The sequence below is a fragment of the Leptospira noumeaensis genome, from assembly GCF_004770765.1.
GTDB lineage: Bacteria > Spirochaetota > Leptospiria > Leptospirales > Leptospiraceae > Leptospira_A > Leptospira_A noumeaensis.
Window position 1 is genome coordinate 177,968 of record NZ_RQFK01000007.1, and the last position, 20,921, is coordinate 198,888.

General features: G+C 38.8%; 19 protein-coding genes and 1 tRNA gene. 12 read left to right on the forward strand and 8 right to left on the reverse strand.

The genetic code is table 11. From position 1 onward, the window contains the following. Positions 1-6 precede the first annotated feature (6 nt). Genes EHQ24_RS00900 through EHQ24_RS00945 form a run of 10 tightly spaced genes read left to right on the forward strand, consistent with a single transcriptional unit; the run spans position 7 to position 10,326 of the window. Positions 7-510 carry a chemotaxis protein CheW gene (locus EHQ24_RS00900; protein WP_135599832.1) on the forward strand — a complete coding sequence of 168 codons (504 nt, stop codon included), beginning with the start codon at positions 7-9 and terminating at the stop codon, positions 508-510. 18 nt (positions 511-528) lie between these two features. Continuing rightward, positions 529-3,735 carry a chemotaxis protein CheW gene (locus EHQ24_RS00905; RefSeq protein WP_135599833.1) on the forward strand — a complete coding sequence of 1,069 codons (3,207 nt, stop codon included), beginning with the start codon at positions 529-531 and terminating at the stop codon, positions 3,733-3,735. Continuing rightward, the gene (locus tag EHQ24_RS00910) at positions 3,732-4,799 is read left to right on the forward strand and encodes a protein-glutamate methylesterase/protein-glutamine glutaminase (RefSeq protein WP_135599834.1); all 1,068 of its coding nucleotides are present in this window, start codon (positions 3,732-3,734) and stop codon (positions 4,797-4,799) included. The genes EHQ24_RS00905 and EHQ24_RS00910 overlap by 4 nt, the downstream gene beginning before the upstream one ends. Position 4,800: 1 nt before the next feature. Continuing rightward, positions 4,801-5,163, forward strand: a complete 363-nt coding sequence (locus EHQ24_RS00915) for a response regulator (RefSeq protein WP_002975323.1) — start codon at positions 4,801-4,803, stop codon at positions 5,161-5,163. 3 nt (positions 5,164-5,166) lie between these two features. Further along, the gene (locus tag EHQ24_RS00920) at positions 5,167-5,910 is read left to right on the forward strand and encodes a segregation and condensation protein A (RefSeq protein WP_135599835.1); all 744 of its coding nucleotides are present in this window, start codon (positions 5,167-5,169) and stop codon (positions 5,908-5,910) included. Positions 5,911-5,915: 5 nt separating this feature from the next. Continuing rightward, complete coding sequence (scpB, locus tag EHQ24_RS00925; protein WP_135599836.1) at positions 5,916-6,545, forward strand: SMC-Scp complex subunit ScpB; 630 nt, start codon at positions 5,916-5,918, stop codon at positions 6,543-6,545. A 1-nt stretch (position 6,546) separates the two neighbouring features. After that, positions 6,547-7,638: a prephenate dehydratase gene (pheA, locus tag EHQ24_RS00930; RefSeq protein WP_135599837.1), complete on the forward strand. Its 1,092-nt coding sequence runs from the start codon at positions 6,547-6,549 to the stop codon at positions 7,636-7,638. Further along, entirely contained in the window at positions 7,635-8,546 is a 912-nt protein-coding gene (locus EHQ24_RS00935; RefSeq protein WP_135599838.1) for a prephenate dehydrogenase, read from the forward strand. The genes pheA and EHQ24_RS00935 overlap by 4 nt, the downstream gene beginning before the upstream one ends. Continuing rightward, positions 8,524-9,681, forward strand: a complete 1,158-nt coding sequence (locus EHQ24_RS00940; RefSeq protein WP_135599839.1) for a DUF1343 domain-containing protein — start codon at positions 8,524-8,526, stop codon at positions 9,679-9,681. Before EHQ24_RS00935 ends, EHQ24_RS00940 begins: the two co-directional genes overlap by 23 nt. A 54-nt stretch (positions 9,682-9,735) precedes the next feature. Next, a complete protein-coding gene (locus EHQ24_RS00945; protein ID WP_135584967.1) occupies positions 9,736-10,326 on the forward strand; it encodes a LemA family protein in 591 nt (196 codons plus the stop codon). 141 nt (positions 10,327-10,467) lie between these two features. Here EHQ24_RS00945 and EHQ24_RS00950 read toward each other — a convergent pair whose 3' ends face one another. The 7 genes from EHQ24_RS00950 to EHQ24_RS00980 all read right to left on the reverse strand — a co-directional run bounded on the left by EHQ24_RS00950 (position 10,468) and on the right by EHQ24_RS00980 (position 16,968). Further along, a complete protein-coding gene (locus EHQ24_RS00950; protein WP_135599840.1) occupies positions 10,468-11,898 on the reverse strand; it encodes an MBOAT family O-acyltransferase in 1,431 nt (476 codons plus the stop codon). A gap of 1 nt (position 11,899) precedes the next feature. Further along, entirely contained in the window at positions 11,900-13,138 is a 1,239-nt protein-coding gene (locus EHQ24_RS00955) for an LA_2490 family SGNH/GDSL-type esterase (RefSeq protein ID WP_135599841.1), read from the reverse strand. 42 nt (positions 13,139-13,180) lie between these two features. Then, on the reverse strand, positions 13,181-14,131 hold the full coding sequence (locus tag EHQ24_RS00960) for an LA_2486 family SGNH/GDSL-type esterase (protein WP_208725678.1): 951 nt from the start codon (positions 14,129-14,131) through the stop codon (positions 13,181-13,183). Continuing rightward, entirely contained in the window at positions 14,115-14,795 is a 681-nt protein-coding gene (locus EHQ24_RS00965; protein ID WP_135599842.1) for a DUF6989 domain-containing protein, read from the reverse strand. Before EHQ24_RS00965 ends, EHQ24_RS00960 begins: the two co-directional genes overlap by 17 nt. Before the next feature lie 94 nt (positions 14,796-14,889). After that, positions 14,890-14,966: transfer RNA gene (locus EHQ24_RS00970), tRNA-Val, on the reverse strand. 14 nt (positions 14,967-14,980) lie between these two features. Next, positions 14,981-16,264: a DEAD/DEAH box helicase gene (locus tag EHQ24_RS00975; RefSeq protein WP_135599843.1), complete on the reverse strand. Its 1,284-nt coding sequence runs from the start codon at positions 16,262-16,264 to the stop codon at positions 14,981-14,983. Between the two features lie 44 nt (positions 16,265-16,308). Further along, positions 16,309-16,968, reverse strand: a complete 660-nt coding sequence (locus tag EHQ24_RS00980; RefSeq protein ID WP_135599844.1) for a class I SAM-dependent methyltransferase — start codon at positions 16,966-16,968, stop codon at positions 16,309-16,311. A gap of 80 nt (positions 16,969-17,048) precedes the next feature. Here EHQ24_RS00980 and EHQ24_RS00985 point away from each other — a divergent pair, with 80 nt between their 5' ends. Continuing rightward, positions 17,049-18,734 carry a tetratricopeptide repeat protein gene (locus EHQ24_RS00985; protein WP_135599845.1) on the forward strand — a complete coding sequence of 562 codons (1,686 nt, stop codon included), beginning with the start codon at positions 17,049-17,051 and terminating at the stop codon, positions 18,732-18,734. Continuing rightward, a complete protein-coding gene (locus EHQ24_RS00990) occupies positions 18,731-19,900 on the forward strand; it encodes a tetratricopeptide repeat protein (protein WP_135599846.1) in 1,170 nt (389 codons plus the stop codon). The genes EHQ24_RS00985 and EHQ24_RS00990 overlap by 4 nt, the downstream gene beginning before the upstream one ends. Here EHQ24_RS00990 and EHQ24_RS00995 read toward each other — a convergent pair. After that, the gene (locus tag EHQ24_RS00995) at positions 19,897-20,871 is read right to left on the reverse strand and encodes an alkaline phosphatase family protein (protein ID WP_135599847.1); all 975 of its coding nucleotides are present in this window, start codon (positions 20,869-20,871) and stop codon (positions 19,897-19,899) included. The two genes, EHQ24_RS00990 and EHQ24_RS00995, sit on opposite strands and share 4 nt — an antisense overlap. Positions 20,872-20,921 lie beyond the last annotated feature (50 nt).

Sequence of the window (20,921 nt, forward strand, 5' to 3'; positions counted from 1 at the left end):
AGCATTATGGACCAAGAAACATTACTCACATCCCTAGCGGAAAAAACCAAGATGGAACAAGAGTCCGATCTGGGAGACTTGGAACAGTTCCTTACTTTTACCATTGATAAAGAATTTTTTGGGATTCGATTGCTCCTAGTTCACGAAATTTTAAAACCTGTTCTCATTACAAGAATTCCGAATGTAGACGATTACATTTTAGGTGTGATCAACCTTCGCGGAGAAATTATACCCATCTTAGATTTGAAAAAAAGATTCCATGGAACGGATTCTGAAATTTTTCCAATCTCACGGATCATTGTTATCATGTTAGATGAGAAACGTATTGGTGTTCTTGTCGATGAGGTCAAACAAGTTGTAAAAATCCAAAAGGATTTTATCAGTTATACAACTGATGATTTGTCGTTAAACTATAGTAAGATGGTAGAATCTGTATCTAGATACGAAGACCATTTGATTTTGAATTTGGATTTGGAACAAATTATTGATTTTGTTTCAACCGTAAAGTAAAGAGAAAGGGATACGACATTGGCTGGAATTTTAGGCGAATACACAGAAGTTTTCCTGGAAGAGTCCGAGGATCAAATTGAAGAATTAAATTCCAATTTGGTAAAACTCGAAAAAGATCATGAGAACCCTGAAATCATCAACGATATCTTTCGTGCAGCACACTCTTTAAAAAGTTCCTCTGCTTTCGTTGGACTTTATAATCTTTCTGATTTATCTCATACGATGGAGAACCTTCTTCAGAAAATTAGAGAAGGTAGTCTCGATATCAATGTTAAGTTAGTTAATTTATTATTCGAATGTTTTGATCTCATCAAACAAGTGATAGAAGGTGTGGCGAATGGGGTAAAGGTGGAAACACCATTTACTGACATGATCAAAAAACTCCAAGATTACGAAGCGCAGCCAAACCAAGGTTCAAATACAACTAGTGTTTCTAAACCAACTGAAACTTCTAAATCAGAAAGTTCCACTCCTACTTCTATAAACCTAAACGAGGAAGAAATTTCTGAAATTCGCCAATCTTTAAAAGAAGATAACGATCTATTTGTTTTCTCCGTTAACTTAAAGTTAAAGGATGAAACACCTATGCAGAACTTAAGACTTCTGCTCATTTTACAATCTGTAAAACAATCAGGTGTGATCATTAAATGTAATCCTTCTGAAGATGCTTTGGACAATGGCCAAGGTAGTTTTTCGCTTTCCTTTGTGACTGTTACAAAACTAAACAAACATGAATTACACGTTCAGTGTAATATTGATATGGTGGACACTCTCGTTGTTGAGGAACTCAAACTTCCTGAAACAGAAATGGAAGCCCTAGAAAAAAGATCTGATACAATACCTGTTCCTAATTCGGCAAGTTCATCCAATGGTCATCATGACTCGGAAGACAAACATGGTGTTAAAGGATCTGCTAACTTTGATAAGGCTGTTACCGATTCCAAAGTGGTAATGAGAACCATCAAGGTATCTTCTGACAAACTAGACCAACTCATGAATAATGTGGGGGAACTTGTCATCACCAACTCTGGATTCCAAAAGATCTATGACGATTTAGTGTCACAGTTTGGTGAAGATTCATTATTCAATGAACTCAAAGGTAAAATCGACCAAATCAATCGAATTTCTAAAGATTTACAAACGGGAATTATGAATATCCGAATGGTTCCGATTGGATCCGTATTCAATCGTTTCACAAGACTCATTCGCGATCTCTCATTAGAAACGGGAAAACAAGTAAACCTTGTCCTTCGCGGTGAAAACACAGAACTTGATAAAAAAGTAATCGATGCGATTGGAGAGCCACTCATCCATCTCATTCGTAATTCCGTAGACCATGGAATCGAATCCCCTGCAGAAAGAAAATCGGCAGGCAAACCAGAAGAAGGAACTGTTGAACTCAACGCCTACCAAGGTGGTTCCAATATTCTTGTGGAAATTCGTGATGATGGTAAGGGATTAAACAAAGATAAAATCCTTAAAAAAGCCATTGAACGTGGGCTTGTGAACGAATCGGATGCACAAAACCTTTCGGAATCTGATATCTTCCAGTTTATCTTTGCTCCAGGATTTTCGACTGCAGATAAAATTTCTGATATTTCTGGTCGTGGTGTGGGGATGAACGTTGTGAATAAACTCATTGAAGAGTTTAAAGGCAAAATTCTCATCCATTCGGAAGAGGGAAAGGGATCTTCCTTTACCTTATCTTTCCCACAAGCACTTGCCATCATTCCATCCATCCTTGTAATTATGGAAGAGGAAGTGTATGCGTTCCCACTATCCGAAGTTTCGGAAACCATCAAAGTCAATTTGGATCAAATCACCACTCTAGAAGGACACGAGATCATCAACTTACGAGGTGAGGTATTACCAATCTATCGTTTGAATCGTATCCTAGGTCTTGCCGACAAACAAGAAATGGTGGAAGTTCCTGTTGTCATCGTGAACTACAAAACGCGAAAACTCGGGTTTATGGTGGATGATCTCATCGGCAAACACGAAACGGTCATCAAGTCCCTTGGTAAAAATTTCAAAGACATCCAAGGTCTCACTGGTGCCACCATTATGGGAGATGGAACCATCATCCTCGTTTTGGATATTCCTGGTCTTGTGGAAATTGCGGCAGATAAAGTGGACTGGTCTGATCAGTTGGTCGCAGGTGAGATGATGAAACGTGCTTCCACGATTCGTTCTCTAGAAATGTCTGATTCGGAACTTATGTTCAAATCCAATCACCCAACAAATCGTTATAATGCGAAGTTGATTGAGTTACGTGCAAAAGACAAATCACGTGTTAAAAAAGATAAACATAAAATTGAAAAACATGTCATTGTTCCAAAAGAAGAGGTATATGCAGAAGAACCTGCAACCAACCTCAAAATTACAACAGAAGTAATCAAAACGGAATCTGTTGTGAATGGAGATTCTAGTGAATCTTCAAAATCAGCAACGGCAACACTTGTGATTGATCACAAAACGGATGAAATCCATCGTTTGGCAGATGTTGCAAAAATAGAAAACGTTAAGTTAACGGAAAGAGAACAAGCCGCAGAAATCATCAAAGGTTTTGTGGAACAAAAAGAAGAACGATTGAACCAAGTGGCTGCGCTGAATACGGATGCCATCAACGAAATCATGTCTTCTAAAGATATCAAAAAACTAGAGAACATTGTTAACACAGGTATGATGAATGCCGGTGTCGTACTTTCTCAGTTAGTTGGTAAAGAAGTAGAATTGTTTATCCCAGAAATCACTCTTACTGATAGAGAGGGACTAGCTAAAGAGTTCCGTTACTCTATGGATCAGTTTTTTGGAATGAAAATTCGTATGACAGGAGACCTAAACGGTAACCTTCTTATGATGTTTTCAGAAGAAAACGGGTCAGAAATTGCAAAAGAATTACTTGGTTCGGAAGATGCGAAATATGCAGAAGGAAGTAGTAATAAACTTTCTGAGGATATGGTTTCGGTATTGTCTGAAATTTCCAATATTGTTTGTTCGAGTGTGATGAATTCACTTTCGAATAAATTAAAAAAGGAAGTTTTGCCTTCGGTTCCAGAAATGATTACGGGAAGTTTTATGGATGTGATTGACATCGTAAAACCAGAACGAACTAAGTTTTTGTCCATGCACACTGAGTTTAACCACCAAGGTAGTAACCTAATTGGTGTTTTGGTTTTCCTACCTGATTTTGATGAACTGGTAGACCTCATCCATAAATCATGAATAAAAAACCAACTGTTGTTATCGTAGACGACTCACTCCTTGTGAGGAATATCTTAAGTGATGTCCTCACCAAAAAAGATGAGGTTCAGGTCATTGCCACCGGGAAAACCGGAATGGATTGTATTGATCTAGCAGGTAAGTTAAAACCAGATTTTATCGTACTCGACATTGAGATGCCAATTATGGATGGTCTCACTGCTCTCGCAGAAATTAAAAAATTAAAACTTCCCACACATGTGATTATGCTTTCGGTTCTGACTCAACACGGGGCAGACGCCACTTTTAAAGCCTTGGAACTTGGGGCAGTTGACTTCATTCCTAAACCATCTAGTGGAAATCAGTTCTCTCCAGAGGATGTAGCTGCGGTATTGTCCGCAAAAATCAAAGGATTTTCTGATTCTAAACTTCCTATTTTGGAATCTCTTGTCAGGCCGGAGAGAACCGAACGCCAATTAAATAAAAGTTTTCAAAAACCGATCAAAGTAGACGCTATCGGAATAGGGACCTCAACGGGAGGACCTAAGGCCTTACAAACAGTGTTTGCGAGTATTCCTGAAGACTTTGCAAAACCTATCTTTGTGGTTCAACATATGCCAGCGGGATTTACCAAGGCATTTGCAGATAGGTTAAATTCCTTGTCGAAGATACAAGTTAAGGAAGCAGAACAAGGTGACTTAGTGCAATCGGGAACTGCATACATTGCACCTGGTGATTACCAAATGAAAGTGATCACAAAAGGAAAAGATCGTTTCATTGAACTTGCCCATACGGGACAGGTGAATGGACACAGGCCTTCTATTGAAGTATTGTTTGATAGTTTGGTGGAAACATACGGTGGAGACCATCTTTTATCCATGATCATGACTGGTATGGGAAAAGATGGATCACAGTCAATCACCAACATTCACGCCAAAGGTGGTATTACTCTGGCGCAGAATGAAGCAACATCGGTAGTTTACGGAATGAACCGAGTTGCTGTAGAATTGGGAGGCATTGATTTTGTCCTTCCGGTGGAAGAATTAGTACCAAAGATGATTGAATTATTAAAGTCGAGAGGGAATTAACATGGCAAGAATTTTGGTTGTAGATGATGCAAAATTCATGAGAACGCTCGTAAAAGATGCGTTAGTTGGTGCGGGTCACGAGATCGTAGGTGAAGCTGAGAACGGTAATATTGCGGTAGAACAATACAAAAACCTCAAACCGGATTTGGTAACTATGGACATTACCATGCGTGAAAAAGATGGAATCGAGGCTACAAAAGAGATTATCAAATTTGATGCTTCTGCTAAGATCATTATGGTAACGGCTCTTGGTCAGGAAGATTTACTGGCAAAAGCAATTAAAATGGGTGTGAAGGATTTTGTTGTAAAACCTTTCCCTCCAGAAAGATTGCAACAAGCAGCAGCAAAAGCACTAGGTTTATAAATCGTGTCTAGGACCCCGGAGTTTATCGTCCGGTGGCAAAACCAGGACGGAGGACTGACAGAAGGACCTTTAACGGTTTTATGGTCTCTGATTGATAGTTATAAGGTTGATATTTTTGAAGTCTCCCTTTCGCGTATCACATCCGATTTCATTCAATTTTTGAGAACCAGTCAGTCCTTATCGATTGAGTTAACTTCTGAGTTTGCTGTAATGGCATCTCATTTGGTGTATTTAAAATCCAAAGCCTTATTGCCGGATCCCGGTTTTGAGGAAGAGGATTATGACCCGCCTCTACCCAAAGAACTCGTAGATAAATTACTCGAACACAAAAAGTTCCAAATGGCAGGACAACGTCTGGCGGAACTGGACAGACTGACCGCTGGAATGTTCACCAGAGAAACCAACCAAGTTTTGGATGAAACAGAAGTTTGGTTGGATGTGAGCCTTGTTGATTTAATTTCTGCCTTCAATTCGATTCTGGAACAAGAGTCTTCCAATGAAATCGAAGACCTTCTTCCTATCTACGAAGGTGTGGCCCAATACTCCGTAGAAGACAAAATGGCCTATATACAAAGTCTTTTGGAAAAAACCGGGGAAATCCACTTTATGGATTTGTTCGAAACAGAAAAACCGGAAAAAAAAGAAATCGTCGCTGCCTTCCTTGCCGTATTAGAAGTTGTTAAAATCCGAGTTTGCAAAGTCCTCCAACATGCAGTTTTCGGTGAAATCAAAATAGTCAAGGTTTAGTCCATTTGGAAGAAAGAACTTATACCAAGGGCCTTCTTGAGGCGCTTCTTTTTTTATCTTCAGATCCAATCAAATTGTCTGCCCTTGCCAAATCTGCTGGGATCGAAAAAACAGAAGCTCGGGAACTCCTTGATGAACTCATCCTCGATTACCAAGAAAAAGAAGGCGGATTTTTACTGAGAGAAATCGCCGGTGGTTACCAATTCATCACCAACCAAAAATACAGTGAAATCTTGGCTCATATCTTTAAAGATAAAAAAAGAGAAACCCTTTCTCGTGGAACCTTGGACACTCTTGCCATCATTGCTTACAAACAACCCATCACCCTGACAGAGTTAGATGAAATCCGCGGTGTGTCTTCGCGTGCTATGGTTGCGAGCCTCATGTCTAAAAAATTGGTAAAAGCCGTGGGCCAAAAAGAAGTTCCAGGAAGACCTACTTTGTATGGAACAACCAACGAATTCTTGTTACACTTTGGGCTTAGCAAACTTACTGATCTTCCTACACCTGTAGAAGTGAAAGAACTTAAGTTTGATGAATTCACACCAGAGTCTATCATTGTGACTGATGAAACAGAAATGAATCCTGATTTTGATACAAGCACACTACCGGAAGAATTACAAGAAGAGGCCTGAGATGAGCAGTGCAGAAGAAGAACTAAAAAAACTCCGTGCTGGTATTGATTCATTAGACACAGAAATCATTGCACTCATTCAAAAACGGGCTGGTTTTGCGCAAGAGATTGGTCGTGTCAAAAAAGAATCCGGTGGCCCCATTTACCGTCCTGATCGTGAAAAAGATGTTTATGAAAAGGTAACTAAATTATCTGGTGGGCCACTTCCCGCATCTGTCATTCGTGCCATTTACCGTGAGATGATGTCGGGAACGATCGCCTTAGAACATCCGTTAAAGATTGGATTTTTAGGACCTGAAGGAAGTTTTTCTCATTCAGCACTATGTGCTAAATTTGGATCTTCCATTGAAGCTGTTCCGCAAACTTCAATTCCCGATGTATTTCGAATGGTAGAAGAGGGAAAGTTGGACTACGGAGTGGTTCCAGTTGAAAATTCCACGGAAGGACAAGTTAGTTCCACACTGGATATGTTTTTAGAAACAGATCTTTTCGTTTATTCTGAGTTATACCAAAGAATTTCTTTTTCACTTCTTGGATTTGAAACCGATCTATCTGCTGTAAAAAAAATCTACGGAATTCGGATTGGGAATGAACAATGTCGCAATTGGATTTCGGCTAACCTTCCTAGTGTGGAAGTTGTGGATACATCCTCCACCGCTATGGCGGCAAAATTAGTGTCCGAAAGAAAAGACGGACTTGCGATTGCATCCAAAATTGCCGGCGAAATTTATGGTTTAAATGTCATAGCCGAAGCGATTGAAGATTATTCGGGAAACACCACAAGATTTCTTGTGATTGGAAAAACAGAATCACCTAAAACAAGAGAAGATAAAACATCTATCGTTTTTTCCATCCCTAACCAAACGGGGTCTCTATTTGCAATTTTAAAAACATTTAACGATGATTCGGTGAATCTCACCAAGATTGAATCTAGACCTTTGAAACGTAACTTATGGGAATACCATTTTTTTGTAGATTTTATTGGCCACAAAGAAGATCCAAAAATTGCAGAGTTACTTGAAAAGGTAAAATCACAATGCACTTTATTTAAACTTTTGGGTTCTTATCCAACTGCCGGATCTTTTCCGACATGAATTTATCCAAAGTTTTGATTTATGGAATGGGGCTTATGGGTGGATCCTTAGCCCTCGCCATTCGCAGGAAATTTTCGGATGCAGAAATTACAGCTGTCGTTCGTTCCGAAAAAAGTAAAAATACAATCCTGACTAAAAACCTCGCCGACCAAGTTTTTTTAGAATCGGAGTTCACTTCTCCTGACTGGAATCAATATGATTTGGTGGTCTTTAGCACTCCTGTAGAATCCATTCTGAAAATCATTCCTAAACTTCCCAAATCAGGAAATACCATCTTTATCGATTTGGGATCAACCAAAGAGACCATTGTGGCCGCTGTGGAATCATATTATGGAAATATGATTCACAATTATATTTCTACCCATCCGATGTGTGGATCCGAACAAGTGGGCCCGGACGCTGCCGTCTCCGATTTGTATGTGGATAAACTATGTATACTCACTCCTCCGAAATCGGCATCTAACGTTAGTTTGGAATGGGTTCGATCGTTTTGGGAGAAAATTGGTTCTTGGACTTTGGAAATGGATTCCAAATCTCATGATGAAACTTTGGCTTACTTATCTCATCTTCCTCATGTCATTTCTACTTTGCTTGTGAATGTAGCGGGAGCCAATCCTACAACCAAAAAAGAAATCATGGGATCTTCTAAACCCATTACCGGTGGTGGGTTTCGGGATATGTCAAGGATAGCTGGTTCCAATCCTGATATGTGGATTTCCATTTTTAAAGAAAACCAAAGTTTTTTACGTAAATCAATTGATGATTTGATCAAACAACTGTTGGAGTTTCGGGATCTATTTGGGTCCAATGGTTCTTTTGAGGAAGATAAAATTCGTAAAATTTGGGAATTGGCTCTGGTCAATAAAGAAGAAATTCGAAAGATACATGAAGTTTTTAAAAAATATTAGTAAGTTAAGCGGCTGTAAGGCGGCCATTCTCACCAACCAAAGTGCATTTGGTTTTAACGGAAAATACCATTTCCAAACTTATGCAGAAATTTTTGATCTAAAAACTATCTTTTTACCGGAACATGGGCTTTTTGCTGAATTACAAGATCAGGTGAGTGGTGATGAACTCAAATATCTTTTTGGAGATATGCAAATTGTAAACCTCTATGGAAAAGAAGAAAGGAGTCTTGTTCCGCCACGAGAAAGTTTGATCGGATTGGATGTCATTATCATTGATATCAAAGATGTGGGTTCCCGTTATTATACATTTTTAACTACGGCTTATTATATTTTATCTGAGATTTCGCGACTAAAAAAAGAAACTGGGAAAGCACCAATTTTTCTAGTGATCGATTCACCAAATCCAATTGGTAAAAAAGTAGAAGGGACTCCGCTCCAAAAAGAATTTGAATCCTTTGTGGGTGTCACTTCTGTGTTACATAGACATGGGCTCACCCCTGGAGGATTATTATCATATTATAATGAAACCTTCCATTTAAAAGTGGATGTGGTGGTGGTTCCTGTGGGAGTTTTCCATCCAAAGTCTATTTCTCAATTTGAATGGGTTCCACCTTCTCCTAATATTCCCACACAAAGCACTTGTTTTGTGTATCCTGGGATGTGCCTTTTGGAAGGAACGAACCTTTCCGAAGGAAGAGGGACGACAAAACCCTTTGAAACTTTTGGAGCTCCCTATTTAGTTGGTAAAGCAAAAGAGGAATTAGACAAACGAATGGATATGCACCAGTCAGATGACTTTCGTTTGCGAACTTTACGTTTTTTACCTACCTTTCATAAGTATGCAGGTACTATTTGTGAAGGATACCAACTCATGGTATTAAAACCAAAACATTTCCATTCTTTATATTTTGTTTTGTACTTTTTGAAACAACTGGGAGAATTATTCCCCAAGGAATTCGAATATTTAAAAGGTGTGTATGAGTTTCGTTCAGACAGGCCAGCGATTGAACTTCTTGCTGGAGACAGTGTTCTGCTTGATTATTTATACGGCAAATTATCGGAATCTTCGCTCAGTGAGTACTTAGACCAGTCAGAACGTACATGGATGAAGCTCACAAAACCTTATCGATATTAATTTTTTTAACAAATTGGTGTTGCAGACCGACTAAAGACTAGGTATACAATGACCATGACAAGAATGTTTCGAACCGTTTTTCTGGTTTCCTTAATGGCAACCTTATTAACCAACTGCGGTTATAACCGCATCCAAGAGTTGGATGAAGAAGTCACTGCTTCTTGGGCAGAAGTTCTCAACCAATACAAAAGAAGATCTGATTTAGTTCCTAATTTGGTTTCCGCCGTGAAAGGATTTGCGAACCAAGAAAAAGAAATTATGACAGGAATTGCAGAAGCACGTGCAAAAATTGGATCCATCCAAGCAACTCCAGAACTTGTAAACAATCCAGAGAGTTTGAAAAAATTTGACCAAGCACAAGGTCAATTGGGTTCTGCATTATCCAGACTCCTTATGATCCAAGAAAACTACCCACAATTAAAATCAGACCAACATTTTTCTGATTTGATGGCACAGTTGGAAGGAACAGAAAATAGAATCACAGTTGCAAGAAACAGATTCATCAAATCAACAAAAGAATTTAATGTGTACATACGTCAGTTCCCTGCGGTTCTCACAGCAAAAGCTTTTGGTTACGATGCAAAAGCAACCTTTACTGTAGAAGATGAAAAAGCCATTGAGAATGCTCCGAAAGTCGAATTCTAATTCTTAATCGAAAATAAATATATTACGAAATTCAAATCTTATAAAAACTTTGAATCGAACGAAAGATCATTTAGATTCAATTAAAATAGATTGATTCCGAATTTTAAAAGGAAGCCGGTAAATGATTGCCGGCTTTTTTATTTAGAATTGAAAGTAGAGGAATGGACTCGATACCGTCACACTGTAAATGATAAACGAAGTGATGTAGAGTAGGATACAAGTCGGAATAAGGAAGTATAGATTGTCCGTGATAAAGGCAAACCTATCTTCTTTTTTATCTTGGAGGATATCTACCAAGAACAAAAATCCGATGAGGATCACTAAACTCACACTCATTTGAGGAAAAATCCCGCCCGCACCGGTAAAAGCACGTTCTAACATGATTTTGGTGATACCCATTCCTGTTGGAACTTCAGGAGTGGCTTTGGCTCTAAAGAAAAAACAAGACAATACGAACACACCTACTGGATACAGTGGTTGGATAGAACGTGGCACACGATTCCAGGCATTTCTCATCGTTTCAAATTTGAAGACAAACTTTTCAACCACCATCATTGTCGAGTGAAGTGTTCCCCACAAAACAAATGTCCAGTCGGCACCATGCCAAATTCCGGATACAAAAGTAGTGATAAAAAGATTCACATAGGCCATAATCTCACCGCGTCTATTTCCACCGAGAGTGATGTAGACGTAGTCGCGTAACCAAGAACTAAAGGAAATATGCCAACGCCTCCACAGTTCAGTCAGTGTACCTGATAAAAATGGGCGATCAAAGTTTTTCGGAATATGGAATCCGAGTATCCTTGCAGTTCCAATGGCGATGTCTGAGTATCCAGAAAAATCACAATAGATTTGCACTGCAAATAAAAAGGCAGCTATCCACATCGCTATCCAATTGTATTCGGTGGGATTGGCATACATGGGATCAATCACATAAGAAACAGGATCAGCAATGAAGGTCTTTTTAAAAATTCCCCAAAACAGTTGTTTGAGGCCTTGTTTTAGATTTTCTTTTGTAAAGTCTTTGGAATCTAAAAATTGGTGAAGGACATCACTTGCACGTAAGATGGGGCCTGCCACTAGTTGTGGGAAAAAAGCCAAAAATAGCCCAAAGTGGAAAATGGATTTGGCTCTTTCTACTACACCTCTATATACATCGACTGCATAGGATACAGCTTGTAAGGTGAAAAAACTAATCCCCATCGGGAGAAGGATCCCTGACTTTTGTACAAATTCTGGATCACAAGGAGTGAGTGAAAAGGTTTGGTTCCAAACGGTAATGGAAAAGTCCAAATACTTAAATACAAATAGTAAACTTAAATTACTCCAAACAGCCACATTCAACCAAAAAAGCTTTTTTGGTTTAGAGGAAGCTCGTTCCATATAGTCGACAGCTAGTTTTGTGACAACAAAGGAGAATACCAGTAAAATCAGGAATGGAATTCTAAAAATTGCATAAAAATACAAACTAACAATGAATAACCAGAGTCCTTGAAATCTTTTAGGGATTAAAAAATAAACAAGGATCACGACGGGCGCAAATATCAAATAGTGAACAGAATTAAAAAGCATATTATTTGATTTCCTTTAAGGCTTCACCAACGGATTCAGCAGCCCATAAGTTTCCTAGTTTTGTTAGGTGGCCATCACCAGGAATGTAATAGTCTTGGATTCCCGCTTTTTTTGTTTTTCCTGCAACTATAAATTCACGACCACACATTTTGTCAGTATAGGGAAGGATGTCCAGAGTTTGGATACCTTTGGAATCCAGATACTTTTTGGCACGGATGGCATAACCACCAAGTGCGTTATACTTTCCAAGCTGACGGCAATACACTTCTTCGATTTGCATAGGAAGTATAACAGGCACAAACTGGTATCCTTTTTCTTTGGAAAGAGAAATCATCAAATCATAAGCCCTAGTTGTGGTTTCTGGTAAAGGTTCTAAAGAATTTGGATCAACTGGCGTATCAGAACAAATTACATTTAGGTTTTGGAGAGGAGTTGGGCAAATGAATTCATCCTTTTCTTCGCATCTCTGTTGTTTAATGGGAAGAATAAATGTTTCTCGTAAGTAAACTAATGGAGAAGTAGTGAGAAGTTCTGTATCGGCACTGACTAAATATTTGGTTTGTGCAAATTTGACCTTTGTTTGTTCATATGCAAGTTTGAGTGCTTGCAAAAGGTATGATACTCTTGTGAGTTCAAATTGGATGCGAAAGTTTTGTTTATATACTAAATCATTTTCATGTAACGCGTCATTTTCATCATCCGGAAGGATTCCTTGTGCACGTAATTCTTCGGGCATCGTAAAATCATTAGGTGAGATAAAAAATAAAACTGTTTGGATGTTATCTATTTTCCCAGACATATCTTTCAGGCGTTTGTAGGAACCAAGAGAACCGTAAGCATCCACACCTAAATTTAGGCTTTGGTAATCTTTTCCATTGTGCGCAGATACACCTAGGATCGAACAAAATGTATCTTCATCGGAAACACCAAATCCCATAACAAGACTATCCCCAAGACAAACTAGTTTTGGTTTTCCTGGAATGGGTTCTTCGAGTCCTCGAAGACCTAAAGAATTGGTAGTGAATTGGCCTTGCCAAAGGTCCGCATAGTGACGGACAAAACGGCTTTCGTTTGGTTCTAGAGTCACCCCATATTCTGGGTGGTAAGCATGCAAAAGTTTGACATCGCGGTAGTAACGTAAAGCAGGCGGATTGGAAATGCGTAAAATCAATTCCAATGCAAGTAACGCCAACGGGAAAAATAGGACAATGGCTCCCCATCGTTTCCAGTTTTGAATCATATCCCTCTAAACTTTAGAAATCAAGATAGGAATCAAGCATTTCTAAGGCAAATTTAAGAAGTCCTTGGCAATGGCATCAGCAAAAAGTTCTGCAAGTGCTGGGCCTGGGTGGCCATCTCCTGGGATATAAACTTGTTTTTGTTCGTTAAACAAGATTTCTGTTTTGGTTCTAAGGTCGATGGGTTTCATTCCTTGGCCTATAAAAAACTTTTTTGCCTCTTCGTAATTGGGATCTTTCGTATCGGGAGTTCCAACTCTTGACATCCCCCAGCTGAAAAGGATGTTTAGTTTCTCTTTGGGAATGATTGGGTCATTTAGAAACTTGAGTAGGTTGGAATAAGTGATATGGTCTTTGGGGTATAGGATCGGAATTCCGGACGAAGTGTACACATTGGCTTTTGGAGAAGGTAGAAATTGATGATAAAGAATTGAATTTCTGCTGAGATGGTAATGGATGGGATAGAGGTATTTTTTGATTCCTTTTTTCTCTCTTTCGTCATCAATGAAGTCAGATGGATTCCAAATCCAATAGACTTTGTTCGGATGGTCTTCCCGTATTGTGGAATCAAAACTTTCTTTTAAGAATTGATAGATTCCATTTGTGCCAATGGCATCCACCGCAATGACTCGCACATCTATTTTGTATTTCGACTTTAAATAAAAGGCTGGGGTTTTGTTTGTTGGTAGGCCATAACCCATTGCCATGGAGTCACCAATGAGCCAAAGATGGATTGGATTGGTATCTTTAGAAAGAATCCTTTCCCCAAACTGGTTTGTTTGGATGTCCCAAGTTTTTCCATCTGCTCTCGTAAATGTTTCATTCCGATTGGGGCAAAGTCGAATTTGATCGAATCCATACAAACAATGAAACTTTTTATAACGAATCTCTTCCGTATCGGTTCCATTTTGAAAGCGAAGGTAACCTTCTCCTAGAGATAAACTTAAGAGAAGCGTGATTGTTAGATAAAATAAAGTTTTAAAGAATTTTTTCAATTAAGAGATAAAAGAAAGATAAATTTCCAATATAAAGTAACATCACTAGAAAACCCATAGCAATTTGGATGATATAAGAAGAATAGGAAAATCCTTGGTAGGCTAAGTAAGTGGTGACTGCTAAAACCATTTCAGGAACTAACACATAATAGGCTACATGTCCCCACATTTTTACATCCTGTGCGTACCAAGATCCGAGTATCCACATGGTGGCCTCAGAAGTTCCGAATATAAGTAAACCAATGATCCCAACCCAAAGAACCGTTCCAACGATGGAGACTGACATTTCTTCGAGTTTGATTCCTGCATAAACGCAGACAAATAATGGAATGGCCCAAAGACCAGCCATATATCCAGCAACTGTTCCTATTTTAAAAAATCCATCTTCAGGAAATACTAATATCCGTAAGGTGCTTGAAAGAAACCAATCCGGAAAAACCATAAAAATAGATAAGGGAACGAGAAATTTCCAAATCCGAAAGGGTGTATGCCACCGAAGTCCAAGCGAGAATCCAACAAAACTAATGTGGAAAAGAAGGGTAAGCGCGGCGAGTTTGATTCCAGCAGGACTTTCTCCAAAGTATAAAACAAATCCGGAAACAATACTAAAGACCAAAAAATACAACGCGAGCAGGAATTCTTCTGCAAGGAACTTAGGTTTCATCGTTTTGCACTGTAATGAATCTGAAATGAGATGCAAGTCTAAACTTGATTTGCTAAGGTTAAAAAATGATAACAGAGATTTTGTAGATGTTACTTGGTGGGAGATACTGGGTTCGAACCAGTGACCTCTACCATGTCAAGGTAGCGCTCTAACCAACTGAGCTAATCCCCCAAGGTAAAACCATTTCACCAGAGCCGAGCCCACCGTAAAGTACGATTTCGAAATCGGTTCCTGATTGAAAAATCCGCACTCATTCGATCGGCGAGTCGTTCTGGTTTGGTTTTGTCTGGGATTAAAAGAACCAAATTGTCTTTTGCTCTGGATAGACCAACGTAAAGGATGCGTCTTTCTTCGGCTTCATCGATTCCTTCTCCGTCTTCACTCCAACCGAGAACTAAATCCAAGATGACACTAGTAAACTCTAAACCTTTGGCACTGTGGATTGTCATCACTTGGGCCGGTGGAAGGCCGAAATCTAACCATGTCTGTTTTCGGTAGTTACTGCGGGTGAGTAGGATTGTATTTGGATCTATCTCATACCATTTTTTCCAAATTTCTAATAGTTTTGTATCTGTTTCACTGATCCGTTCGATCTGAAAAATGCCCTTTTCTTTTCTGAAAGTTTTTACTTGTTTCGGAATTTTGTCTTTGTTTGGTTTTAAGGGGACTAGGGAGGCTTGGATGATGGAATCCTTGGAACGGTAGTTAGTTGATAAAAAGTATTGTTTTACACCTGAAAAATGATTCGGAAAATCTAAAAATGGTTTTGGGGTGGCCCCGCGAAAGCCGTAAATGGCCTGCCAATCATCACCCACAACGGTGATGGATTCAAAATTCATTTTTTGTATGATCTTAAGTTGTACTTCGTCAGTGTCTTGGAACTCATCAATGATCAGAGACTTCCATCTTTCCTTCACAACTTGTGCTGAATTTGTATCCAAAAACTGGAGGAAGTGAAAAATCAAATCATCAAACTCGAAAAAATAATTTTCCTCTTTCCAGAACTTAAACTTTGATTGGAAGGACTCATAAGCATCTTCGCTAAGTTCACGGAAATATTTTCCATCATTTTTGAAAAGGATGGGGAAGGGAATTCCTCCGACTAGATACCGCAAAGGGAAAAGGATTTCCTTGGTGATTTCCCATTTTTTGGATTCACTGAGGAGTTTGTATTTTGACCAGTCTTTAGAGTTATCGTAATTCTTTAGAACATGAAAACAAAACGCATGGAAGGTGGAGATATGATACTGATTGGAGAGCCCTTTTTTTTCACACCTCTCTTTGAATTCACGAGTGGCTTTTTTCGTAAATGTAACAATGACTGTATTTTCAGGAAGGATGGATTTGTTTTTTTCTCTTTCTTCCAAAAGCCCAATCATTGTGGCTGTTTTTCCTGATCCGGCACCAGCAATCACCTGTTTAATGAGATGATTCGATTGGATGATGGCTTTTTGTTCTTCACTCCACATTGATTGTAGAGTGGAAATTCTATTGTAATTGGTTCTATTTTTCCTTATTGTTTGAAGACTGCGGTATCTTCATCTTCCTCTTCTTTGAGGTCATAATATCCGTAAATAAAACTAGAACTCGCTTTTACTTCCATCCCATAAAAATGTTCAGAAATTCTTCCTGATTTAGTGACTTCCAATTTATATTCTTCCGCTAGGAATTTCATTTTATCCATGGAAATCTTTTCATTGATTTTCGGGCCAAACCCAGATTCTGTTTTTGACCAATCAATGATAAAAAGTCGTCCTCCCGATTTCATGGAACGAATGAGGCCATCCATCGCCAAACCAGGGTTTGGGAATGTGGAAAGCGAGAGGGAGGCAAAAATGATTTCTGGAACCGGAACCCATTCGGGGAGAAGGGGGTGGTCGGACTGGTCCATATGAAAAGGGGTGAGTTGTTCGATCCCTTCCATTAGTTTCCGCCGAAGGATCATGTCGATGATCTCTTGTTGGCATTCCGCAGCCCAGATCCAAACATGGGGAAACCATTTTCTAAATTCATTGAAGTAAAATCCAAGCCCACTTCCAAAGTCGACTATGTTGTTTAGGCCTTTCCAATTGAAAAATGCATACACATCTTCGGGAGGACAAACCTCCCTTCTGTGGCTGGAAAGTAAGTATTCCTGGTAACTTTGGGAACGGTAGTATTCCGTTTCGGACATAATGACAATTCTCAGAGAAAACCTAGGAAAGTACAAACGAAAAATTCAATTAGGGGGACTCTACCACCGAAAATCTAAGTATGAAGTTCTCGATTCAATTCTGGATGGTTGTACTGCTATTCTCTTATCTTCCTGTTTCGGCAGATTCTGGGTTTGAGGAAAGCCGTTATCCAACGATAGCAAAAGCAATCCACGCCAGCCTTCTACCTGATAAAAAATCGATTCGTTTGGATTGGGATCCGCCCAAACAAGATGGTGAAATCATTGTAGCTCGTTCCTCTGTGATGATTGATAGCCCTGAGAAATTATACATTGCTGATTCGCTCGGTCGTTACAAAGCCTCTGGCGCCAACGCAACCCGAGTATATTTTGATTACAACTTAAAACCGGGTACTTATTACTATGCAATCGTTATGGTAACGGATGTTCGCCGTAGAGAAGTAAAACTATTTTCAAATCAAAATTATACTGTGGTTCCTGTTCATATCGCCGAGGAAAATGGAACTCCAGTTGTGGGCCAGAATCAAGATTTCCCTGCTTTTCCTGCCGATGCCGGGATCCAATCGATGGTGGGTGGAGTGTCCAATATTACCGCCAATATCGAAAGAAAATTTGTACGTTTGAATTGGATACCACCAAACGGGGCGACTGCGGGACGAACTTTGTATACTGTTTACAAGTCAAATTCTCCTTTAACCAGTTTGACTCTCATGCAAAAAGCAGAAAAATTGGCAGAACTTACCCATCCTGTGAATACATTTTTAGATCAGGATTTAGATAAATCTCAAACCTTGTATTACGGAGTTTCCGTCAAACAAGCTGGAGGTGAGGAAACACTTCCATTAGAAGATAAAAAGTCTACTTTACGTGTGTTTTATATCAAACAAACGGATAAAAATAATGCGGAAGTCATTGTCGAAGATTCTCCTAAAAAACCAAAACAAGAAGTGGCATCCAATGAGACACGTACTGATTTAGGTAGTGTGATGCATGTTCGTGGCCTTGGTTACGAACGTGTAGGCAAAGGGGCTGTGATTAGTTGGATTAGTCCAGAAGCTGCTGATGAAACTACAGTATATAGTTTGTATGCATCGGTAAAACCTTTAAACCAAGGATCCGCGTCGTTTGGGCAAGGTTCGGTTGTGAAGGTGGCAACCGTAGTACATCCAAAAACAAACTTTTTTATCAAAGAATTAAAAGAAATCGATGAACTCTATTTTGGGGTTACTGCCAAATCCAATGGAATTCCAGAAGATTATAATTTAAGAGAAAACGTATCTTATTTTAAATATGATTTTTCTAAGGACAATCTCCCACCAGAAGAACCAAATGTGGTAGCAGAGTCTCATCCTAAAAAAGAACCAGAAAAATCAGAAGTATATAAAAACGAACATTCTGTACAACCTACAGAAACCTTACCGCCCAGAGAAAATTCAGAACCTGTGAATGATTTTAAAGAAGAAACTGCGGCAACGGTAAACTATGATTTAGGGCAAACAGATCTAAATCAAATCATCAAAGAAACAGTCATTAGAAAAAAATATGAAACGGCAGTGTATCGTTTGGAAGAATATTTGAAATACGAGTCCAATGGATACTTAAGAGGGAAAGCAATGTTTTTCCTGGGTGTGAGTGCATTAAAAACTGGTGATACAAAAAAAGCCTTAAAATGTTTTTTAAAAAGGGAAACAAAATCCTATTCTCCGTCAAGGGTAGAGTTTTGGACGAATCAGACCTTGAGTCAGGTGGGTAGAGGGAATTTATGAATCGAATCATTGTTAGTTTAGCAGGTTTTTTGTTTATTGTTGCGGGTCTTTCTACTGCATACTACCAAACGAATATTTCTGCAAAAGAAGACCAATCACAAATCATTTTGGAAAAAATTGCAGAAGGGGAAGAATACTTAAAACAATCCAACCCTCAAAGTAAAGAAAAAGCAATTGCCATATTTTCTGAGTTAGCGGGGAAACGTGGACTCGAAAAATATGAATTCCAAATTAAATACAACCAAGCTAGGGCTCTAGAAAAAAACTCTGACTTTTATCCAGCACTTGATATTTACAAAGACTTAAAAAAAAGTTCTAATTTAAAATCAGAAGAAAAAGAGAAACTTAGTTATTCACTTGGTAATTTACTTTTAAAAATTGGAAATGAATCAGAAGGTAAGTCACATTTAGAATCTGTTTTGCAACTTAGTTCTGATAATAAACTAAGATCTAAATCCTTCTTAGCTTTGGGTGATTATTATTATAAAACCGGCCATTTTGAAACGGCGCGTAAAAATTATACCTTAGCCTTACAAGAAGATCCTAACAATACGGAATCTAGAATTGGATGGGGTCGAGCACTGCGTAAACTGGGTAAAGATTGGGCCTCTTTTGACGTATTTGATGAATACATTGAAACTGCTGATCAGTTGGCAGGGGCTGATGAAAAAGTAGTAGGTGAATACAAAGATTCAGTTTTAAAAGATGCGAAAGAGAATTATACGAAGAAAAATTATTCTAAGGCAATTGAACTTTTTCAAAAAGTAGTAAGTGTCGCGCCATCATCCAAAAAAGAAGAAGAAGCATTGTATTACATTGCCCTTTCTTATGATGCGATGGGAAAACAAGTGGAGTCTCTCACTTATATTAATAAAGCATTAAATAACAGTGATTATTCACTCGACCAAGCTGCTTTATACAAAAAAGGAACTATTTATTTCAGACAAGGGAAGTTTGAAAAAGCAGCAGGAATATTTCAGACAATTGTAGATAAATACCCTAAAAACCAGATTACCGACAAGGCGATTGCATGGAAAAAAGAATCACTGGATCAATTCACTGACCACAATGATCTTGATAATTCGGATGTAACGTCTGATTCCGGTTCACCTAAACCAAGTTCGGTTTCAAACAGACCTGAACCTGGAAGTGATTTGGAATTTTAGTCGGATTTCATTAGAAATTCATTTGCTTTAGTATTGTGGAGGGCTTCCTCCATTCCGAAAGTTTTATAAATTTCGGGAACAATGTCAGCAAGCGAATGTATATTTTCTGCGAAGCGGTCAGCATCCTTCCCATATAGGATGGTGGCCGCCGGGTTTTCTGTATGATTTTTTTGGCTAAGGTCTTCCATATTTCCATGGTCACTCGAAACAATGAGTAAATCTTTTTCTGGATCTATACTTTCAAGCACTCCATAAAAAAACGCTTCTAAGTTTTTAATGATATGTTCAGCTTTTTCCCAATCCATGGCATGTCCAACTTTGTCGGTGAGGAAGTATTCATACAAAGTAAGTTTGTAATTGGCAAACATAGAAATGGATTTTTTTCCCAGTTCATACGGGTCTCTTTTTTCCAAAAGAGGATCTCCCGGTTTTAACATATCAATTCCGAGTGTGCCCATAATTTCATGAGTTAGGTCCATATAAAGACCTCTCCCATTTGCCAAATCATCAAAAGTTTTTAATGGCCGGCCACTCGCTAACTGAACTAAGGTGGAAGCAGAAACTAGTTTTGGTTTTTCTTCCACATGTTTTAGGTAAGGTGGTGAAAAACAATTGAGAAAATCGCTTAAGTGTCCATTTTCATTTAGGACTTTGATGAGGGAATATTTAGCGATGATTTTGCGTAGGGTAATGGTTGGAAATCCACTCACATGGCGATCCAGGACTTTTGGTCCAGGTATTCCTGTCCAGAGCGCCGTTTGTCCAGTCGCTGATTGAGGAAGGCCAGGAACACCCATATGGGCATCTGTTTTGATATAATGCAAACGGGATGGGGAAATAGGTAAATCTACATCGGTTTTAGGAATCCCTCCGACAGGGGCTAAAAAACCTTTGGCAAATCGGCTGAATGGGTTGGATTTGGGATCGAAGTCTGCCATTCCCACTCCGTCCAAAAATACATAAAAAATCATTCCTTTCCTTGGACTGATTGGTTTTTGCCAATGACAACCCGATAATTAGA